The organism is Adlercreutzia rubneri, from assembly GCF_009755265.1.
In the GTDB taxonomy this organism is placed as follows: domain Bacteria; phylum Actinomycetota; class Coriobacteriia; order Coriobacteriales; family Eggerthellaceae; genus Adlercreutzia; species Adlercreutzia rubneri.
Genome location: NZ_WPOO01000066.1, coordinates 1 through 537 on the forward strand (window position 1 = coordinate 1; position 537 = coordinate 537).

Consider the following 537-nt stretch of genomic DNA (forward strand, 5'->3'; position numbering starts at 1 on the left):
CCGCGGAAGATGTTCTCAGCCACCGAGGAGCCGGCGATCAGCAAGTACGAGGACGAGGAGCTCATCGACGCCGCGAAGATGCCCGACACCACCACGCCGCACATGAACGGCGGCAAGATCATCTGGGACAGCACGATGAACACGTTTTCGGCCTGAGCCTGCGTGGCGAAGTCGACGGGGATGATGACGCGGCCCACCAAGCCGATGCAGATGCCGCAGGCCAGCGACACGACGCACCACACGACCGCGATGACGCGCGACTTCTTCACCTCGTCGGCCGAGCGGATGCCCATGAAGCGCACGAGCACCTGCGGCATGCCGAAGTAGCCGAGGCCCCACGCCAGCATCGAGGCGATGGTGATGAGCGGGTACTCGGCCGCGTCGCCGAACAGAGGAGCCCCGTTCTCCACGAGCTGTCTGCCTGCGTCGTCCACGAGGGGCACCGCTATCTGGGTGCCGCTGAGGAAGCCGGGGATGCTCTGCAGGAACGCGACGGTGTTGTCGACGCCGCCCGCCCAGGCGACCGAGCCCACGAGA

Annotated in this window: 1 protein-coding gene; it reads right to left on the reverse strand. The window is 66.7% G+C overall.

Translation table 11 applies throughout. The features are described from left to right. Positions 1-537: sodium:solute symporter family transporter (locus GO707_RS11910; protein WP_418655111.1), on the reverse strand; the 537-nt coding region annotated here is incomplete at both ends.